This is a genomic window from Aeromonas sp. Prich7-2 (assembly GCF_017939255.1).
In the GTDB taxonomy this organism is placed as follows: domain Bacteria; phylum Pseudomonadota; class Gammaproteobacteria; order Enterobacterales; family Aeromonadaceae; genus Aeromonas; species Aeromonas caviae.
Map to the genome: position 1 here is coordinate 1 of NZ_JAGKRI010000009.1, position 12,815 is coordinate 12,815.

26 protein-coding genes are annotated in these 12,815 nt (G+C 53.6%); all 26 read right to left on the reverse strand.

Annotated features, from left to right (window positions below; genetic code table 11):
- Positions 1–159 precede the first annotated feature (159 nt).
- The 26 genes from rplQ to rplD all read right to left on the reverse strand — a co-directional run bounded on the left by rplQ (position 160) and on the right by rplD (position 12,798).
- On the reverse strand, positions 160–543 hold the full coding sequence (gene rplQ / locus J9892_RS02355; RefSeq protein ID WP_005307999.1) for a 50S ribosomal protein L17: 384 nt from the start codon (positions 541–543) through the stop codon (positions 160–162).
- A 43-nt stretch (positions 544–586) separates the two neighbouring features.
- A complete protein-coding gene (rpoA, locus tag J9892_RS02360) occupies positions 587–1,576 on the reverse strand; it encodes a DNA-directed RNA polymerase subunit alpha (protein ID WP_005307997.1) in 990 nt (329 codons plus the stop codon).
- A gap of 25 nt (positions 1,577–1,601) precedes the next feature.
- Complete coding sequence (rpsD, locus tag J9892_RS02365; protein ID WP_010672568.1) at positions 1,602–2,222, reverse strand: 30S ribosomal protein S4; 621 nt, start codon at positions 2,220–2,222, stop codon at positions 1,602–1,604.
- 39 nt (positions 2,223–2,261) lie between these two features.
- Positions 2,262–2,651 carry a 30S ribosomal protein S11 gene (gene rpsK, locus J9892_RS02370; RefSeq protein WP_005319702.1) on the reverse strand — a complete coding sequence of 130 codons (390 nt, stop codon included), beginning with the start codon at positions 2,649–2,651 and terminating at the stop codon, positions 2,262–2,264.
- Between the two features lie 14 nt (positions 2,652–2,665).
- On the reverse strand, positions 2,666–3,022 hold the full coding sequence (gene rpsM, locus J9892_RS02375; protein WP_024944692.1) for a 30S ribosomal protein S13: 357 nt from the start codon (positions 3,020–3,022) through the stop codon (positions 2,666–2,668).
- A 139-nt stretch (positions 3,023–3,161) separates the two neighbouring features.
- Complete coding sequence (rpmJ, locus tag J9892_RS02380; protein WP_005319705.1) at positions 3,162–3,275, reverse strand: 50S ribosomal protein L36; 114 nt, start codon at positions 3,273–3,275, stop codon at positions 3,162–3,164.
- A gap of 27 nt (positions 3,276–3,302) precedes the next feature.
- The gene (gene secY, locus J9892_RS02385; protein WP_010672567.1) at positions 3,303–4,631 is read right to left on the reverse strand and encodes a preprotein translocase subunit SecY; all 1,329 of its coding nucleotides are present in this window, start codon (positions 4,629–4,631) and stop codon (positions 3,303–3,305) included.
- 8 nt (positions 4,632–4,639) lie between these two features.
- Positions 4,640–5,077 (reverse strand): 50S ribosomal protein L15, encoded by a 438-nt coding sequence (rplO, locus tag J9892_RS02390; protein WP_005307987.1) that lies wholly within the window; start codon positions 5,075–5,077, stop codon positions 4,640–4,642.
- A 2-nt stretch (positions 5,078–5,079) separates the two neighbouring features.
- Positions 5,080–5,259: a 50S ribosomal protein L30 gene (gene rpmD / locus J9892_RS02395; protein ID WP_005307985.1), complete on the reverse strand. Its 180-nt coding sequence runs from the start codon at positions 5,257–5,259 to the stop codon at positions 5,080–5,082.
- 6 nt (positions 5,260–5,265) lie between these two features.
- Complete coding sequence (gene rpsE / locus J9892_RS02400) at positions 5,266–5,766, reverse strand: 30S ribosomal protein S5 (protein WP_005340605.1); 501 nt, start codon at positions 5,764–5,766, stop codon at positions 5,266–5,268.
- 14 nt (positions 5,767–5,780) lie between these two features.
- Entirely contained in the window at positions 5,781–6,134 is a 354-nt protein-coding gene (rplR, locus tag J9892_RS02405) for a 50S ribosomal protein L18 (RefSeq protein ID WP_010672566.1), read from the reverse strand.
- Positions 6,135–6,143: 9 nt separating this feature from the next.
- Positions 6,144–6,677, reverse strand: a complete 534-nt coding sequence (gene rplF, locus J9892_RS02410; protein ID WP_010672565.1) for a 50S ribosomal protein L6 — start codon at positions 6,675–6,677, stop codon at positions 6,144–6,146.
- Between the two features lie 13 nt (positions 6,678–6,690).
- Positions 6,691–7,083, reverse strand: a complete 393-nt coding sequence (rpsH, locus tag J9892_RS02415) for a 30S ribosomal protein S8 (protein ID WP_010672564.1) — start codon at positions 7,081–7,083, stop codon at positions 6,691–6,693.
- A gap of 19 nt (positions 7,084–7,102) precedes the next feature.
- Positions 7,103–7,408, reverse strand: a complete 306-nt coding sequence (rpsN, locus tag J9892_RS02420) for a 30S ribosomal protein S14 (protein ID WP_005331161.1) — start codon at positions 7,406–7,408, stop codon at positions 7,103–7,105.
- Positions 7,409–7,418: 10 nt separating this feature from the next.
- Entirely contained in the window at positions 7,419–7,958 is a 540-nt protein-coding gene (rplE, locus tag J9892_RS02425; protein WP_005331162.1) for a 50S ribosomal protein L5, read from the reverse strand.
- A gap of 13 nt (positions 7,959–7,971) precedes the next feature.
- On the reverse strand, positions 7,972–8,289 hold the full coding sequence (gene rplX, locus J9892_RS02430) for a 50S ribosomal protein L24 (RefSeq protein WP_201871944.1): 318 nt from the start codon (positions 8,287–8,289) through the stop codon (positions 7,972–7,974).
- A gap of 11 nt (positions 8,290–8,300) precedes the next feature.
- On the reverse strand, positions 8,301–8,669 hold the full coding sequence (gene rplN / locus J9892_RS02435) for a 50S ribosomal protein L14 (RefSeq protein WP_005307975.1): 369 nt from the start codon (positions 8,667–8,669) through the stop codon (positions 8,301–8,303).
- 148 nt (positions 8,670–8,817) lie between these two features.
- The gene (gene rpsQ, locus J9892_RS02440) at positions 8,818–9,066 is read right to left on the reverse strand and encodes a 30S ribosomal protein S17 (RefSeq protein ID WP_005307966.1); all 249 of its coding nucleotides are present in this window, start codon (positions 9,064–9,066) and stop codon (positions 8,818–8,820) included.
- Positions 9,066–9,257 (reverse strand): 50S ribosomal protein L29, encoded by a 192-nt coding sequence (gene rpmC / locus J9892_RS02445; RefSeq protein ID WP_005307965.1) that lies wholly within the window; start codon positions 9,255–9,257, stop codon positions 9,066–9,068. The genes rpsQ and rpmC overlap by 1 nt, the downstream gene beginning before the upstream one ends.
- Complete coding sequence (gene rplP, locus J9892_RS02450; RefSeq protein WP_010672562.1) at positions 9,257–9,670, reverse strand: 50S ribosomal protein L16; 414 nt, start codon at positions 9,668–9,670, stop codon at positions 9,257–9,259. Before rplP ends, rpmC begins: the two co-directional genes overlap by 1 nt.
- A 13-nt stretch (positions 9,671–9,683) precedes the next feature.
- Positions 9,684–10,397 (reverse strand): 30S ribosomal protein S3, encoded by a 714-nt coding sequence (gene rpsC, locus J9892_RS02455; RefSeq protein WP_005331168.1) that lies wholly within the window; start codon positions 10,395–10,397, stop codon positions 9,684–9,686.
- 3 nt (positions 10,398–10,400) lie between these two features.
- Positions 10,401–10,745 (reverse strand): 50S ribosomal protein L22, encoded by a 345-nt coding sequence (gene rplV / locus J9892_RS02460; RefSeq protein WP_010672561.1) that lies wholly within the window; start codon positions 10,743–10,745, stop codon positions 10,401–10,403.
- Between the two features lie 10 nt (positions 10,746–10,755).
- Positions 10,756–11,034, reverse strand: coding sequence for a 30S ribosomal protein S19 (rpsS, locus tag J9892_RS02465; protein WP_005307960.1), 279 nt, complete (start codon positions 11,032–11,034; stop codon positions 10,756–10,758).
- A gap of 22 nt (positions 11,035–11,056) precedes the next feature.
- Positions 11,057–11,878: a 50S ribosomal protein L2 gene (rplB, locus tag J9892_RS02470; RefSeq protein WP_010672560.1), complete on the reverse strand. Its 822-nt coding sequence runs from the start codon at positions 11,876–11,878 to the stop codon at positions 11,057–11,059.
- A gap of 15 nt (positions 11,879–11,893) precedes the next feature.
- Positions 11,894–12,193: a 50S ribosomal protein L23 gene (gene rplW, locus J9892_RS02475; RefSeq protein WP_342690021.1), complete on the reverse strand. Its 300-nt coding sequence runs from the start codon at positions 12,191–12,193 to the stop codon at positions 11,894–11,896.
- Positions 12,193–12,798, reverse strand: a complete 606-nt coding sequence (gene rplD / locus J9892_RS02480; RefSeq protein ID WP_005340616.1) for a 50S ribosomal protein L4 — start codon at positions 12,796–12,798, stop codon at positions 12,193–12,195. Before rplD ends, rplW begins: the two co-directional genes overlap by 1 nt.
- Positions 12,799–12,815 lie beyond the last annotated feature (17 nt).

Sequence of the window (12,815 nt, forward strand, 5' to 3'; positions counted from 1 at the left end):
TAGAGGCAGTAGAGGCAGTAGAGGCAGTAGAGGCAGTAGAGGCAGTAGAGGCAGTAGAGGCAGTAGAGGCAGTAGAGGCAGTAGAGGCAGTAGAGGCAGTAGAGGCAGTATCAGAATCAACTAAAAGAAAAGCCGGGACAAGCCCGGCTTTTTCTTTTATCACTCAGCAGCTGCTTCAGCAGCGGCCGGGCGGTCTACCAGCTCAATGTAAGCCATAGGAGCGTTGTCGCCAGCACGGAAACCGCATTTCAGAATGCGAGTATAACCGCCGGCGCGCTCCAGGTAGCGCGGGCCCAGTTCATTGAACAGCTTAGCCACGATCGCGTTATCGCGAGTACGGGCAAATGCCAGGCGACGATTAGCAACGCTATCAGTCTTGGCAAGGGTGATCAGCGGTTCAACTACACGACGCAGCTCTTTTGCCTTAGGCAGAGTCGTCTTGATGATCTCATGACGAACCAGGGAGCTGGCCATGTTGCGGAACATAGCCTGACGATGGCTGCTGTTCCGGTTCAGTTGACGACCACTCAAACGATGGCGCATGACCTTATCCTTCTAACTAAATCTGTGAAACCCGTAATCTGGATTACTCGTCAGCGATGCTGGCGGGCGGCCAGTTCTCAAGGCGCATGCCAAGAGACAGACCACGGGAGGCCAACACGTCCTTGATCTCAGTCAGGGACTTCTTACCGAGGTTAGGAGTCTTAAGCAACTCAACTTCGGTACGCTGTACCAGATCACCAATATAGTGGATAGCTTCTGCCTTCAGACAGTTCGCTGAACGAACTGTCAGCTCCAAATCATCGACAGGACGCAGCAGAATCGGATCAAACTCGGGTTTCTCTTCTTTCTTCTCGGGCACGCTGACATCGCGCAGATCCACGAAGGCTTCCAGTTGCTCTGCCAGAATAGTGGCGGAACGACGGATGGCTTCTTCCGGATCCAGAGTACCATTGGTCTCCATGTCGATAACCAGCTTGTCCAAGTCGGTGCGCTGTTCCACACGTGCCGCCTCGACATTGTAGGCGATGCGAACGATGGGGCTGAACGCGGAGTCCAGCAGCAGGCGACCGATGGGACGCTCTTCATCATCGTTGTGAACACGAGCAGAAGCAGGCACATAACCACGACCGCGCTGAACTTTCAGGCGCATGCTGATCTCAGCATTTGCACCAGTCAGGTGGCAGATTACGTGCTCCGGGTTTACGATCTCGACTTCATCACCGTGAGTGATATCACCAGCGGTAACGGGGCCTGTTCCAGACTTGGTCAGGGACAGAGTTACCTCGTCCTTGCCTTCCAGCTTCACAGCGATACCTTTCAGGTTGAGCAGGATTTCAAGAATGTCTTCCTGTACACCTTCTTTGCTGCTGTACTCGTGCAGTACTCCGTCGATCTCGACTTCAGTAACCGCACAACCGGGCATAGATGACAGCAAAATACGACGCAGGGCATTGCCCAGCGTGTGGCCAAAGCCACGCTCAAGCGGCTCGAGAGTCACTTTCGCGTGAGTCGGGCTAACTTGCTCGATGTCAACTAGCCGCGGTTTAAGAAAATCTGTTACAGAACCCAGCATTGTGTCCTCTCTTTAGAAGCTAGCTTTACTTGGAGTAAAGCTCGACGATCAGCTGTTCGTTAATGTCGGCAGACAGGTCGGAACGCTCCGGCAGGCGCTTGAAGGCACCTTCCATCTTAGCAGCGTCAACCTCTACCCAAGTCGGCTTCTCGCGCTGACCAGCAACTTCCAGGGAAGCTTTGATACGCGCTTGCTTCTTAGCCTTCTCGCGAACGCAGATCACGTCCTCAGGGGATACCTGGAAAGAAGGAACATTCACAACGCGGCCGTTTACCATGATGGCTTTGTGGCTCACCAGCTGACGAGATTCAGCACGAGTGGCGCCGAAGCCCATGCGGTAGACGACGTTGTCCAGACGACCTTCCAGCAGCTGCAACAGGTTTTCACCGGTGTTACCCTTTTGACGGGCAGCGTCGCGGTAGTAGTTGCGGAACTGTTTTTCCAATACGCCGTAGATACGACGTACTTTTTGTTTCTCGCGCAGTTGCACACCGTAGTCGGACAGACGCGCTTTACGCGCACCGTGTTGACCAGGAACGGTGTCAATCTTGCACTTAGAATCAATCGCACGAACACCAGACTTCAGGAAGAGGTCGGTGCCCTCACGACGGCTAAGCTTAAGCTTAGGACCGATATATCTTGCCATCTTCTTTCTCCAACAATCCTAGACCAAGTAGCTACAGCGTTACACGCGGCGCTTCTTGGGAGGACGACAACCGTTGTGCGGGATCGGAGTCACATCAGTAATGTTAGTGATGCGGAAACCAGCCGCGTTCAGAGCGCGGATGGAAGACTCACGACCGGGACCCGGACCTTTGACCATGACTTCCAGGTTCTTCACGCCGTATTCTTTGGCGATCTCACCAGCACGCTCAGCAGCTACCTGGGCAGCAAACGGAGTGGACTTACGGGAACCACGGAAACCGGAACCACCAGAGGTAGCCCAAGACAGAGCATTGCCCTGACGGTCAGTAATGGTCACGATTGTGTTGTTGAAAGATGCATGAACGTGCGCAATACCGTCGCTCACTTGCTTTTTAACGCGCTTGCGAGCACGAGTCGGAGTTTTAGCCATTTTCTACCTTCCCGTTACTTCTTGATAGCCTTGCGCGGACCCTTACGGGTACGAGCGTTGGTCTTGGTACGTTGACCACGAACAGGCAGGCTACGACGGTGACGCAAACCACGGTAGCAACCCAGATCCATCAATCGCTTGATGTTCATGGAAATCTGACGACGCAGGTCACCTTCGACGGTGAATTTACCTACTTGTTCACGCAGATTCTCGATCTGAGCTTCGTCCAGGTCTTTAATTTTCACATTCTCAGCGATACCGGCTGCGGCACAGATGGCCTTGGAGCGGGTACGACCGACGCCATAAATAGCAGTCAGTGCAATGACTGCATGTTTATGGTCAGGAATGTTAATGCCAGCGATACGGGCCACTATTCACTCCTACATATAGTAGATAACGACCACCACAAAGCCCGTGAGCGGATACGTGGCGGTCAACCAATACACAACAAAAGTTGGCTGGCTATATTAGCCAGCACAACTATTTGTTGCAAGTACTAACCGTAAAAAATTAGCCTTGGCGCTGTTTATGCTTTGGCTCGCTGCAAATCACACGCACCACACCGTGACGCTTGATGATTTTGCAGTTACGGCAGATTGCCTTAACGGAAGCACGAACTTTCATTGCTTAACTCCGTAACTACGCCGACCTTTAGCGGCCGTAGCCCTTCAGGTTGGCCTTCCTCAGGACGTCGCCATATTGATGAGACATCATATGGGTCTGAACCTGAGCCATGAAGTCCATGATAACTACCACGATAATCAGCAGCGAGGTGCCACCGAAGTAGAACTGTACGTTCCAGGCAGTCATCAGGAACTGGGGTACCAGACAGATAAAGGTAATATAGAGCGCACCTGCCAATGTCAGGCGAGTCATAACCTTATCGATGTAACGTGCTGTCTGCTCGCCCGGGCGGATCCCCGGGATAAAGGCTCCACTCTTCTTCAGGTTATCTGCTGTCTCGCGGGGGTTGAACACCAGCGCGGTATAGAAGAAGCAGAAGAAGATAATGGCTGCTGCATAGAGCATCTCGTACAAGGGCTGACCCGGCTGCAGGACCATAGAGACCTGTTGCAGAATGTCAGCGATCTTGCCCTCGCCCTGACCAAACCAGGAGGTAATGGTACCCGGGAAGAGGATGATGCTGGATGCGAAAATCGCAGGAATCACACCGGCCATATTCACTTTCAACGGCAGGTGTGTGCTTTGCGCAGCGAATACCTGGCGGCCTTGTTGACGCTTGGCATAGTTAACGACGATACGACGCTGACCACGCTCCACGAACACCACAAAGTAAGTCACAGCGAAAACAATCAAGCCCAGCAACAACAACAGCAGGATGTGCAATTCCCCTTGACGTGCCTGTTCGGCCGTAGCGCCAATGGCATGAGGCAGACCGGCGACGATACCTGTGAAGATAATCAACGAGATACCATTACCAATCCCACGCTCGGTAATCTGTTCACCCAACCACATCAAGAACATGGTACCGGTGACCAGACTCACAACGGCTGTGAAATAGAAGCCCAAACCCGGATGAGTCACGAGTCCTTGCATCATATTCGGCAGACCTGTTGCAATACCAATGGCCTGGAACGTTCCCAAAACCAGCGTGCCCCAACGGGTATATTGGCTAATCTTGCGACGGCCGGATTCACCTTCTTTCTTGAGTTCAGCAAGAGCAGGGTGAACCACAGTCAGCAGCTGGATAATAATCGACGCCGAAATGTACGGCATGATCCCCAGTGCAAGAATAGAAGCACGCGAGAGTGCACCACCACTGAACATGTTGAACATCTCAATGATGGTGCCCTTCTGTTGTTGGAACAACTCGGCCAGTACGGCGGCGTCAATACCAGGGATCGGCACATAAGAGCCTGCACGGAACACGATAATTGCCCCGAGAACGAAGAGCAGACGGCTCTTCAGTTCGCTCAGACCACCTTGTGCTTTAACATCCAATCCTGGTTTCTTAGCCATTGTACTGATTATTCCTCGATTTTACCGCCAGCGGCCTCGATGGCTGCACGTGCACCCTTGGTGACGGACAGACCACGAACGGTCACAGCACGGTCAATGTTGCCAGACAGAACAACTTTAGCGAACACGATGTTTTTGGTAATAACACCGGCTTGCTTCAGAGTGCTCACGTCGACCACATCACCTTCTACCAGGGCGATTTCGTTCAGGCGCACTTCGGCAGAAACCAAAGATTTGCGAGAGAAGAAACCGAACTTCGGCAGACGGATTTTCAAAGGCATCTGGCCGCCTTCGAAACCGTTGCGGACCTTGCCGCCACCGGAACGAGAGGTCTGACCTTTAACACCACGACCACCGGTCTTGCCCAGACCAGAACCGATACCACGGCCCGGACGGTGCTTGACGCGCTTGGAGCCAGCGGCCGGAGACAGAGTATTCAGACGCATGCTTAGCCCTCCACCTTAACCATGTAATAAACCTGGTTGATCATGCCGCGTACGCAGGGAGTATCTTCCAGCTCAACGGTGTGACCAATGCGACGCAGACCCAGACCACGCAGAGTCGCCTTGTGCTTTGGCAGACGGCCGATAGAGCTGCGAGTTTGAGTTACTTTTACAGTGTTAGCCATGTCGCATTACCCCAGAATTTCTTCAACGCGCAGACCACGCTTGGCCGCGATCTGTTCCGGTGATTGACCGTGAACCAGAGCGTCGACAGTTGCGCGAACAACGTTGATTGGGTTGGTGGAACCGTAGGTCTTGGCCAGCACGTTGTGGATACCAGCAACTTCCAGTACGGCACGCATGGCGCCGCCTGCAATGATACCAGTACCTTGGGAGGCCGGCTTCATGAACACGGTGGAACCAGAGTGAACGCCACGCACCGGGTGGTGCAGGGTGCCGTTGTTCAGCTCAACCTTGTTCAGGTTACGCTTAGCCTGTTCCATCGCCTTTTGAATGGCGGCCGGAACTTCACGTGCCTTACCGTAACCGTAACCTACACGGCCGTTACCATCACCCACCACGGTCAACGCGGTGAAGGACATGATACGACCACCTTTAACAGTTTTCGAAACACGGTTTACTGCAATGAGCTTTTCTTGCAGTTCGCCGGCTTGAGATTCGACTTTAGCCATCTTCGACTCCTAGCTTAGAACTGAAGACCAGCGTCACGAGCAGCGGCAGCCAGAGCGGCTACACGACCGTGATACTTGAAACCGGAACGATCGAAAGATACGTTCTGAACGCCTTTGGCAATAGCACGCTCAGCGATAGCCTTACCTACAGCGGTAGCAGCATCTGCGTTACCGGTGTATTTCAGAGCTTCACTGATGGCTTTCTCTACTGTGGAAGCAGAGGCCAGAACTTCGGAACCGTTGGCTGCAATAACCTGCGCATAGATATGACGCGGGGTACGGTGAACAACCAGACGGGTAGCTCCCAGTTCCTGCATCTTTTTCCGAGCACGAGTAGCACGACGGAGACGAGCTGCTTTCTTGTCCATAGTGTTACCTTACTTCTTCTTAGCTTCTTTAGTACGCACTTGCTCGTTGGCATAGCGTACACCCTTGCCCTTGTAGGGCTCCGGAGCGCGGTAAGCACGGATATCGGCGGCGACTTGGCCAACCAGCTGCTTGTCCACACCACGCAGAACGATCTCGGTGGCGGACGGACATTCAGCGGTGACACCAGCCGGCAGCGCATGCTCTACCGGGTGAGAGAAGCCCAGTGCCAGCGCAACAGCATTGCCCTTGATGGAGGCTTTGTAACCTACACCAACCAGCTGCAGCTTGCGCTCGAAGCCTTGGGTAACACCGACTACCATGTTATTGACCAATGCACGGGCAGTACCGGCCTGAGCGTCAGCACCAGCGATGCCATCGCGCGGGGCGAACTTCAGTACATTGTCTTCTTTGGTCACTTCTACACCGGCGTGGATGGAACGAACCAGGGAACCCTTGCCACCTTTGATGGACAGTTCTTGGCCGTTCAGAGTCACCTCTACGCCAGCAGGAATAGTGACGGGTGCCTTAGCAACGCGAGACATTTCCGACCTCCTATTAAGCGACGTAGCAGATGATCTCACCACCCATGCTTGCCTTGCGGGCAGCACGGTCGGTCATCACACCTTTAGACGTGGACACGATAGCAACACCGAGACCGCCCATGACTTTCGGCAGATCAGTAGTGCGCTTGTAAATACGCAGGCCGGGACGGCTCACGCGTTGGATCAGTTCTACAACCGGCTTGCCCTGGAAATACTTCAGTTCGATTTCCAGTTCCGGTTTCACGTCACCAGCTACGTTGTAGCCAGCGATGTAACCTTCTTCTTTCAGCACTTTGGCGATAGCCACTTTCAGCTTGGAAGAAGGCATGGAAACCGCAACTTTGCTCGCCGCCTGACCGTTACGGATGCGGGTCAGCATATCCGCGATCGGATCTTGCATGCTCATAGTCTAACTCCCGAGATTCTTACCAAGAGGCCTTTTTGAGGCCCGGAATTTCGCCCTTCATGGCATGCTCACGCACCTTGATGCGAGAGAGGCCAAACTTCCGCAGGAAACCGTGCGGACGACCAGTGATGTTGCAACGGTTACGCTGGCGGGACGGACTGGAATCACGGGGCAGCTGTTGCAGTTGCAAGACAGCATCCCAACGCGCTTCTTCAGAAGCGTTCATATCAACGATGATAGCTTTCAGCTCGGTACGCTTGGTCGCGAACTTGGCTGCCAGCTTCGCACGCTTTGCTTCACGTGCTTTCATGGATGTTTTAGCCATAACCCTAACCTTACTTGCGGAATGGGAAGTTAAAGGCAGCCAGCAGAGCACGGCCTTCTTCGTCGGTATTCGCGGAAGTGGTGATGGTGATATCCAGACCACGGACGCGATCGACCTTGTCATAGTCGATTTCCGGGAAGATGATTTGCTCACGCACGCCCATGGAGTAGTTACCACGGCCATCGAACGCCTTGGCGTTCAGACCACGGAAGTCACGGATACGCGGTACGGAGATGCAAATCAGCCGTTCCAGGAACTCCCACATACGCTCGCCACGCAGGGTTACTTTACAACCTATCGGGTAGCCTTCACGAATCTTGAAGCCCGCAACAGATTTGCGTGCTTTGGTGATCAGCGGCTTCTGACCGGAAATGGCAGCCATATCGGCAGCAGCATTTTCCAGCAATTTCTTGTCAGAGATCGCTTCACCAACACCCATGTTCAGGGTGATTTTCTCGATCCGAGGGACTTGCATGATAGTCTTGTAACCGAACTGCTTGGACAGTTCATTTACTACATCGGATTTGTAGTAATCATGCAGTTTCGCCATCGTTAAACTCCAATTACTTCACAAGTTCGCCGGTGGATTTGAAGAAACGGACTTTCTTGCCGTCTTCAATCCGGAAACCAACGCGGTCAGCCTTGCCAGTGGCAGAGTTGAACAGCGCGACGTTAGATACATCGATGGGGGCTTCTTTGGTGACGATGCCGCCAGCCTGACCCAGTGCGGGTGCCGGCTTTTGGTGTTTCTTCACCTGGTTGATGCCTTCCACGATTACCTTACCTTTTGCAATCAGGACTTGAGTGACTTTGCCACGCTTGCCCTTGTCTTTGCCGGTAAGAACAATTACTTCGTCTTCGCGACGGATTTTAGCTGCCATCGTTCGACTCCTTACAGTACTTCGGGTGCCAGGGACACAATCTTCATGAACTTCTCGTTACGGAGTTCACGGGTCACCGGGCCAAAAATACGAGTACCGATTGGCTGTTGGTTGTTGTTAAGCAACACAGCCGCATTGTTGTCGAAACGGATGACAGAGCCGTCCGGACGACGAACGCCTTTACGGGTGCGTACGACCACCGCGTTATACACATCACCTTTCTTCACTTTACCGCGAGGAATGGCTTCCTTGATGGAAACCTTGATGATGTCGCCGATGCCGGCATAACGGCGGTGCGAACCACCCAGAACCTTAATACACATTACACTGCGAGCGCCGGAGTTGTCGGCAACACCCAGCATACTTTGCATCTGGATCATCTTAGTGCTCCGCTTTGTTTACTTCTTATCCCTGATGGGATCTGGCTGCCTTCAAAAGGCGCGAAACTATAACACAGCTATTTTTGAAAAGGTAGCCTAAAAAACAAACGGCCCCGATGGGGGGCCGTTTGGGCTAAAAAGTACCGAATTAGGCCTTTTCTACGACAGCAACCAGGGTCCAGGACTTGGTCTTGGACAGCGGGCGGCACTCGCGGATTTCCACGAGATCGCCAGCCTTGCACTCGTTGTTCTCGTCATGCACGTGCAGCTTGGTAGTGCGCTTGATGATCTTACCGTAGATCGGGTGCTTTACCTTGCGCTCGATAGCGACGGTGATGGACTTGTCCATCTTGTCGCTAATTACACGACCTTGCAGAGTACGGATCTTGTCAGTCATTACGCACCTGCCTTCTCAGTCAGTACAGTCTTGATACGTGCGACGTCACGACGCACTTGTTTCAGAGTGTGAGTCTGAGCCAGCTGGCCGGTGGAAGCTTGCATGCGCATGTTGAATTGCTCACGCAGCAGACCCAGCAGCTCCTGGTTCAGTTCTTCGACGCTCTTTTGACGCAGATCTTGGGCTTTCATCACATCACCGTCTTAATTACGAAAGTGGTCTGAACAGACAGCTTAGCTGCGGCCAGGGCAAACGCTTCACGCGCCAGAGCCTCAGGTACACCATCCATCTCGTACAGAACCTTGCCAGGCTGGATCGGGCAAACCCAGTATTCCACGTTACCCTTACCTTTACCCATACGAACTTCGAGGGGCTTTTCGGTGATGGGCTTGTCCGGGAACACACGGATCCAGATCTTGCCTTGACGCTTAACGTGACGGGTCATGGCACGACGGGCTGCTTCGATTTGACGAGCAGTCAGTTGACCACGAGATGTCGCCTTCAGGCCAAAGGTACCGAAGGATACTTCGTTACCGGCATTGGCCAGACCGCGGTTACGACCCTTGTGGGTCTTGCGGAATTTAGTACGCTTAGGTTGCAACATTTACCGAATCTCCTTACTTGGCAGCGCGGCGCTTGTTGTCACGCTTGGGCTTCGCAGGAGCTTGCTCTTGAGCAGCGGCAGCATTGACTGCAGCCAGACCGCCCAGAACTTCGCCCTTGAAGATCCAAACTTTAACGCCGATCACACCGTAAGTGGTGTGGGCTTCAGAAGTTGCGTAGTCGATGTCGGCGCGCAGGGTGTGCAGGGGCACACGACCTTCACGGTACCATTCGGTACGCGCGATTTCAGCACCGCCCAGACGACCGGAAACTTCCACTTTGATGCCCTTGGCACCCAGGCGCATGGCGTTCTGTACGGCGCGCTTCATAGCACGACGGAACATTACGCGACGCTCCAGCTGGGAAGTGATGCTGTCGGCAACCAGTTTGCCATCCAGCTCCGGCTTGCGGACTTCGGAAATGTTGATCTGAGCAGGCACGCCAGCGATTGCGGCTACAGCTTTGCGCAGTTTTTCAACGTCTTCGCCTTTCTTGCCGATCACGACACCCGGACGAGCGGTGTGAATGGTCACACGGATGCTCTTGGCCGGACGCTCGATAGTGATCTTGGACAAGGAAGCGTTTTTCAGCTCCTTGGTCAGGAACTGGCGTACTTGGAAATCGCTGTACAGGTTGTCAGCGAAGTCTTTGGTGTTCGCGAACCAGGTAGAATTCCAAGGCTTGGTAATACCCAGGCGAATGCCATTAGGATGTACTTTCTGACCCATTGCTTATCTCCCAGCCTTAGCGTCGGATACCACTACAGTGATGTGAGCGGTACGCTTGAGGATACGATCCGCGCGACCTTTGGCACGCGGGCGGATGCGCTTCATGGAGGGACCTTCGTCTACCATGATGGTGGCAACACGCAGGGTGTCGATATCGGCACCTTCGTTGTGCTCAGCGTTGGCAATGGCAGATTCCAGCACTTTCTTCACCAGAACAGCAGCCTTTTTCGGACTGAAGGTCAGGATGTTCAGAGCCTTGTCTACGGACAGACCACGTACTTGATCGGCTACCAGACGAGCTTTCTGGGCAGAAGTACGGGCATAACGGTGTTTAGCGATAGCTTCCATCATTTATCCCTTAGCGCTTCTTAGCCTTCTTATCAGCAGCATGGCCGCGATAAGTACGAGTCGGTGCGAATTCACCCAGTTTGTGACCGATCATTTCTTCGGTAACGAAAACCGGAACGTGCTGACGACCATTATGGACAGCGATGGTCAAACCGATCATGTTCGGGATGATCATTGAACGACGGGACCAGGTCTTAACCGGCTTTTTATCCCCGCTTTCCACCGCTTTCTCTACCTTCTTCAGCAAGTGCAGGTCGATAAATGGACCCTTCTTGAGAGAACGTGGCATGGTGATTCCTCTATGTTAACAATTACTTGTTACGACGACGTACGATGTACTTGTCGGTACGCTTGTTCTTACGGGTCTTGAAGCCCTTAGCCTTCTGGCCCCATGGGGACACAGGCTGCATGCCCTTGTTACGACCCTCACCACCACCGTGCGGGTGATCAACCGGGTTCATCGCCATACCGCGAACGGTCGGACGAATACCACGCCAGCGGTTAGCACCGGCTTTACCCAGTTGACGCAGCATGTGCTCGGAGTTACCCACTTCACCGATGGTAGCGCGGCACTCGGCCAGAACTTTACGTACTTCGCCGGAACGCAGACGCAGAGTTACATAGTTACCTTCACGAGCCAGGATCTGGATGAAAGTACCAGCGGAACGAGCCAGCTGGGCACCTTTACCAGGCTTCATCTCAACGGCGTGAACGGTAGAACCGACCGGGATGTTGCGCATCGGCAGGGTGTTACCCACCTTGATGGCAGCATCAGCACCAGAGGCGATTGCATCACCAGCTTTCAGGCCTTTCGGAGCCAGGATGTAACGACGCTCACCGTCTGCATACAGCACCAGGGCGATGTTTGCGGTACGGTTAGGATCGTATTCCAGACGCTCAACTTTGGCCGGAATGCCGTCTTTGTCGCGCTTGAAGTCGATCAGACGGTAGTGTTGCTTGTGACCACCACCGATGTGACGAGTGGTGATACGACCGTTGTTGTTACGGCCACCGGACTTGCTTTTGCTGTCCAGCAGAGCGGCGAAGGGCTTGCCCTTGTACAGCTCTTGGTTGACGATCTTGACGACGTGGCGGCGGCCCGGAGAAGTAGGCTTGCACTTAACGATTGCCATTTTTCAGAACTCCTCTTACTCGGCTGCGCCCATGAAGTCGATGTCCTGACCAGCTTTCAGGGTCACATAAGCCTTTTTCCAATCGGAACGACGGCCTACGCGTGCACCTGCGCGCTTGGTCTTACCCTTCATGTTCAGGGTACGGACGGTCTCAACTTCGACCTCGAACAGTTTCGCAACTGCAGCTTTGACTTCCGCCTTGGTGGCATCAACAGCAACTTTGAACACGATAGTGTTCTGCTTTTCTGCGACCATGGTGCTCTTTTCAGAGATGTGCGGAGCCTTCAGAACTTTCAGCAGACGCTCTTCACGGATCATGCCAGCATCTCCTCGATTTGCTTAACTGCGTCAGCAGTCATCAGAACCTTGTCGAAAGCGATCAGGCTGACCGGGTCGATACCGGCAACGTCACGCACGTCAACTTTGTACAGGTTACGAGCAGCCAGGAACAGGTTCTCATCGACTTCAGCAGTCACGATCAGAACGTCAGTCAGTTCCATTTCTTTCAGCTTGGCGATCAGTTCTTTGGTCTTCGGCGCTTCGATGCCGAACTTCTCAACAACGATCAGGCGCTCTTGACGTACCAGCTCGGACAGGATGCTACGGATAGCGCCGCGGTACATCTTCTTGTTTACTTTCTGGCTGTGATCTTGCGGCTTAGCAGCAAAGGTCACACCACCGGAACGCCAGATGGGCGAACGGATGGAGCCAGCACGGGCACGACCAGTACCCTTCTGACGCCACGGCTTTTTGCCGCCACCAGACACTTCAGAGCGAGTCAGCTGCGCACGAGTACCCTGACGGGCACCAGCGGCATATGCAACGACAACCTGGTGAACCAGAGCTTCGTTGAATTCGCGCCCGAAGGTAGTCTCGGAAACTTCAAGAGCGCTCTTGGCGTCTTTCATTACCAATTCCATTACTATCTCCTCAGACG

What these genes read in the sequence shown, in the direction of transcription:
- rplQ (WP_005307999.1), bottom strand. Translation starts at nt 543, where the DNA reads ATGCGCCATCGTTTGAGTGGTCGTCAACTGAACCGGAACAGCAGCCAT.
- rpoA (WP_005307997.1), bottom strand. Translation starts at nt 1,576, where the DNA reads ATGCTGGGTTCTGTAACAGATTTTCTTAAACCGCGGCTAGTTGACATC.
- rpsD (WP_010672568.1), bottom strand. Translation starts at nt 2,222, where the DNA reads ATGGCAAGATATATCGGTCCTAAGCTTAAGCTTAGCCGTCGTGAGGGC.
- rpsK (WP_005319702.1), bottom strand. Translation starts at nt 2,651, where the DNA reads ATGGCTAAAACTCCGACTCGTGCTCGCAAGCGCGTTAAAAAGCAAGTG.
- rpmJ (WP_005319705.1), bottom strand. Translation starts at nt 3,275, where the DNA reads ATGAAAGTTCGTGCTTCCGTTAAGGCAATCTGCCGTAACTGCAAAATC.
- secY (WP_010672567.1), bottom strand. Translation starts at nt 4,631, where the DNA reads ATGGCTAAGAAACCAGGATTGGATGTTAAAGCACAAGGTGGTCTGAGC.
- rplO (WP_005307987.1), bottom strand. Translation starts at nt 5,077, where the DNA reads ATGCGTCTGAATACTCTGTCTCCGGCCGCTGGCTCCAAGCGCGTCAAG.
- rpmD (WP_005307985.1), bottom strand. Translation starts at nt 5,259, where the DNA reads ATGGCTAACACTGTAAAAGTAACTCAAACTCGCAGCTCTATCGGCCGT.
- rpsE (WP_005340605.1), bottom strand. Translation starts at nt 5,766, where the DNA reads ATGGCTAAAGTCGAATCTCAAGCCGGCGAACTGCAAGAAAAGCTCATT.
- rplR (WP_010672566.1), bottom strand. Translation starts at nt 6,134, where the DNA reads ATGGACAAGAAAGCAGCTCGTCTCCGTCGTGCTACTCGTGCTCGGAAA.
- rplF (WP_010672565.1), bottom strand. Translation starts at nt 6,677, where the DNA reads ATGTCTCGCGTTGCTAAGGCACCCGTCACTATTCCTGCTGGCGTAGAG.
- rpsH (WP_010672564.1), bottom strand. Translation starts at nt 7,083, where the DNA reads ATGAGCATGCAAGATCCGATCGCGGATATGCTGACCCGCATCCGTAAC.
- rpsN (WP_005331161.1), bottom strand. Translation starts at nt 7,408, where the DNA reads ATGGCTAAAACATCCATGAAAGCACGTGAAGCAAAGCGTGCGAAGCTG.
- rplE (WP_005331162.1), bottom strand. Translation starts at nt 7,958, where the DNA reads ATGGCGAAACTGCATGATTACTACAAATCCGATGTAGTAAATGAACTG.
- rplX (WP_201871944.1), bottom strand. Translation starts at nt 8,289, where the DNA reads ATGGCAGCTAAAATCCGTCGCGAAGACGAAGTAATTGTTCTTACCGGC.
- rplN (WP_005307975.1), bottom strand. Translation starts at nt 8,669, where the DNA reads ATGATCCAGATGCAAAGTATGCTGGGTGTTGCCGACAACTCCGGCGCT.
- rpsQ (WP_005307966.1), bottom strand. Translation starts at nt 9,066, where the DNA reads ATGACTGACAAGATCCGTACTCTGCAAGGTCGTGTAATTAGCGACAAG.
- rpmC (WP_005307965.1), bottom strand. Translation starts at nt 9,257, where the DNA reads ATGAAAGCCCAAGATCTGCGTCAAAAGAGCGTCGAAGAACTGAACCAG.
- rplP (WP_010672562.1), bottom strand. Translation starts at nt 9,670, where the DNA reads ATGTTGCAACCTAAGCGTACTAAATTCCGCAAGACCCACAAGGGTCGT.
- rpsC (WP_005331168.1), bottom strand. Translation starts at nt 10,397, where the DNA reads ATGGGTCAGAAAGTACATCCTAATGGCATTCGCCTGGGTATTACCAAG.
- rplV (WP_010672561.1), bottom strand. Translation starts at nt 10,745, where the DNA reads ATGGAAGCTATCGCTAAACACCGTTATGCCCGTACTTCTGCCCAGAAA.
- rpsS (WP_005307960.1), bottom strand. Translation starts at nt 11,034, where the DNA reads ATGCCACGTTCTCTCAAGAAGGGTCCATTTATCGACCTGCACTTGCTG.
- rplB (WP_010672560.1), bottom strand. Translation starts at nt 11,878, where the DNA reads ATGGCAATCGTTAAGTGCAAGCCTACTTCTCCGGGCCGCCGCCACGTC.
- rplD (WP_005340616.1), bottom strand. Translation starts at nt 12,798, where the DNA reads ATGGAATTGGTAATGAAAGACGCCAAGAGCGCTCTTGAAGTTTCCGAG.